This is a genomic window from Novosphingobium sp. 11B (genome assembly GCF_054589055.1).
Genome location: NZ_BAAILP010000077.1, coordinates 1 through 2,936, shown reverse-complemented (window position 1 = coordinate 2,936; position 2,936 = coordinate 1). Strand labels below are relative to the sequence as shown.

The 2,936-nt window shown below is 66.9% G+C and carries 2 protein-coding genes and 1 pseudogene; all 3 read right to left on the bottom strand.

All coding sequences use genetic code 11. The features are described 5' to 3' along the window. Window positions 1-142: 142 nt before the first annotated feature. The 3 genes and pseudogenes from ACYPYD_RS06845 to ACYPYD_RS06835 all read right to left on the bottom strand — a co-directional run bounded on the left by ACYPYD_RS06845 (window position 143) and on the right by ACYPYD_RS06835 (window position 2,830). A pseudogene (locus ACYPYD_RS06845) lies at window positions 143-919 on the bottom strand (SDR family NAD(P)-dependent oxidoreductase). A 100-nt stretch (window positions 920-1,019) separates the two neighbouring features. Continuing rightward, window positions 1,020-2,087 (bottom strand): nuclear transport factor 2 family protein, encoded by a 1,068-nt coding sequence (locus ACYPYD_RS06840; RefSeq protein ID WP_459662573.1) that lies wholly within the window; start codon window positions 2,085-2,087, stop codon window positions 1,020-1,022. Further along, window positions 2,084-2,830 (bottom strand): SDR family oxidoreductase, encoded by a 747-nt coding sequence (locus ACYPYD_RS06835; RefSeq protein ID WP_459662572.1) that lies wholly within the window; start codon window positions 2,828-2,830, stop codon window positions 2,084-2,086. Before ACYPYD_RS06835 ends, ACYPYD_RS06840 begins: the two co-directional genes overlap by 4 nt. Window positions 2,831-2,936: the final 106 nt, after the last annotated feature.

The window sequence follows — 2,936 nt, the reverse complement described above, 5'->3', positions numbered from 1 at the left end:
GGAAAACAACCCTTCGCTCCGGTAATCGCCGCCCCGCATCTCAAATCCTTCAACCTCAGTTGAAGGCGTCTGAATCACCTCAAGCGGTTCAAGGAAAGAGCCTTTTTCCGCAACCTGTTAAACAACGACAACCAACCAGTTGTCACGCTGCGGCGTATCCGCCGTCGACGTGGATCGCATCGCCGTGGACGTAACGGGCGGCGCTGGAGGCCATGAATGCGACGGCTTCGGCCACTTCGGCCGGCTACACGAAGCGGCCCATCGGGTTGCCGGCGGCGACGCCCGCGCGTAGCGTCTCGACCGGGGTGCCGCCGGTGATCCGCGAGTAGGTGGCAAGAATGTCATCCATCATCGCGGACACGACCACGCCAGGATGCACTGAGTTGACGCGGATCGGCATTTTGAGCGCGGCGAACTCCACTGCGGCGGCGCGGGTGAGCATCCGTGCTGCCGCCTTGCTCGCACAATAGGCTGCGCTGAAGGCGGCGGGCCGGTCCGAAGCGCCCGAACACAAGTTGACCACCGAGGCACCGCCCGGCCGACGGCTGCCGCTGCGGGCGAGCAGCGGCGAGGCCAGCTTGAGACCGAGGAACACCCCCTCGACGTTGACCTGCTGGCAGCGGCGCCAGTCTTCCAGTGGCATGGCGTCGATCCGTTCCATCGGCGCGATGCCAGCATTGTTCACGAGCACGTCGAGAGCGCCGTGGCGCCTCTCGATGGCGGCAAGAGTATCGGTCCAGCTTGCCTCGCTGGTGACGTCGAGGGCGAGGAACTCGCCTGCGCCACCCGATGGCGCGCGTAAGTCGGAGCGCACGACCGTTGCGCCCCGCGCTTCGAGCAGATCGCAGACCGCCGCACCGATATCGCCGCTGACGCCGGTAACCAGCGCGATCGCGCCGTCCAGTCGGGTAGCATCCACGGTTCGTCTCTCTCCATCGTTTCATTGGCGCTGCTCGGATGCAGGCACGCGCCCTGCGCCGCGCGAGCAAGGGGGGCAACTGGCCGAAACGACGGTCCGGTCAGCCCCGCGCGAAAGAATAGACCGGGTCTGATTTCCCGCGCGTGCCGTGCAGGTCGAGCGCGGCGTACATGCCACCGGTCATGTCGCGGGTGCTGGGTTCGGCGCGCAGCCAGTCGAGCACGAAAGTCCGCTCGGCAATGGCCCAGCGGCCATCGCGGCGCTCGAAGCGGTCGATGTAGCGGCCGCCGGTCAGGGTGTCGGTCTTCTCATCGCCGCGCGAGGTGGAGACGGCGATCACGTACGTCTCGCCCACTGCGCCATGGCCTTCGATCTCGATCCACTGGTTGGCGATCGAGTGGAAGGTCTGCTCGTAGGTAGCCTCCACAAGCGCGCAGATCTCGGTGGCGAACGTTCGGCCATTGCCGTTGAAGTCGCCGCTGACGACGGTGCTTTCGGGGTGGAACACGCTGGCCAGCAAATCTGCATCGGCGCGGTCCACACCGCGGCAATAGGCCATCGTCAGGTCGGCGATCTCCTGGCGCGAGATCACCGCGTCGATCTTAGCGTCGTCATGCATCATCGGTCGGATTCCTCTCGTCGTATTGCGGGCGCGGGCCTGTGCGAGCAGCGCGATTCCGGCATCGGCGCTGCCGTGTCCGCCGGTGGGAAGATGACTCGCCAGCGGGCCGAGGCCGGGCAGGGGCAGACCGCCGGTCCAGTTGACGCTGGTGTCGAGCACGTAGGTGCGATGATTCATCCGCCACCGCCCGTCGCGGCGTTCGTGCCGGTCGAGGTAGCGGCCGCAGATCAGGTGCTGGGTGGCGGGTCCAGCCTCTCCGGCGCTGGAGGCGTAGGCCATGATGTAGCTTTCCGACCATGCCATATCGCCCTGCGTCTCGATCCACATCTGCGCGGTGCGGTGGAGGGTGACCGGCCCCGCCTTCTGCGCGCCCGCGAGGATCGCCGCGAACTCGGCCGCGGGACCGTCGTAGAAGCGATAATCGACGGTGCCGTCGGGGTGGTAGCAGTCCGCCAAAAGCCCGGCATCGGCACGGTCCACGCCCCGGCTGTGCTGGGCGAGGACGTTGGCGATGGCCTGCCGGTCGGCGACTTCGGAGATGTTCATCCCACCGTCTCCCCGTTGTCGATGACGATATGGGTGCCGGTGATCTGCCGCGATTCCTCGGACGCGAGGAACAGGACCAGGTTCGCGACGTCCTCCGGCCGGCCCTGTCCGTGAGCCTGAACCTGATCAAGCCCGGCATTGTCCTGCGGCAATTGATCCAAAGCCTGCCGCGTCATCGGCGTATCGTGCGCGCCCGGCGCGATGGCGTTGCAGCGGATCGCGTAGCCCTGCTCCCGGCAATGCACCGCGACGCTGCGGGTGAGCGCTATGATGCCCGCCTTGGCCGCGCTGTAGGCGGGGATCGCGCTGATCCCCTTGAGCGCGGCGACCGAAGCGACATTGACGATCGAGCCGCCGCCTCCCTTGGTCATGTGGGGGATGGCGCTCTTGCAGCCTAGGAAGCACCCCTCGACCATGACCTGCATCTGCAGGCGAAAGATGTCGAGATCGCAGTCCTCGACATTGCCGAAGCGCACCAGCCCTGCATTGTTCACCAACACGTCGAGCCTGCCGAAGCGGGCGATGGTCTCCGCTACCACGTCCTGCCACTGCGCCTCGTCGCGCACGTCGTGTTCGAGGAACAGGACGTCCGGGATGGATGCGGCGACCTCGCGGCCGAGGTCGGCCTGCAGGTCGGTGATGACGACTTTCGCGCCTTCCGCCGCCAGCAGCCGGGCGTCGGCAGCGCCGAGGCCGGAGGCTCCGCCGGTGATGAGGGCGACTTTGCCGGATACGCGGTTCATGGGATCTCCCAATTCGTCGTCCCGGACTCGATCCGGGACCGGTGGCTGCCTTCAGGCTGGGACTGGCCGGGTGCCCCGCCGATAGGTGGGTTGTTCCCGGCCAGCG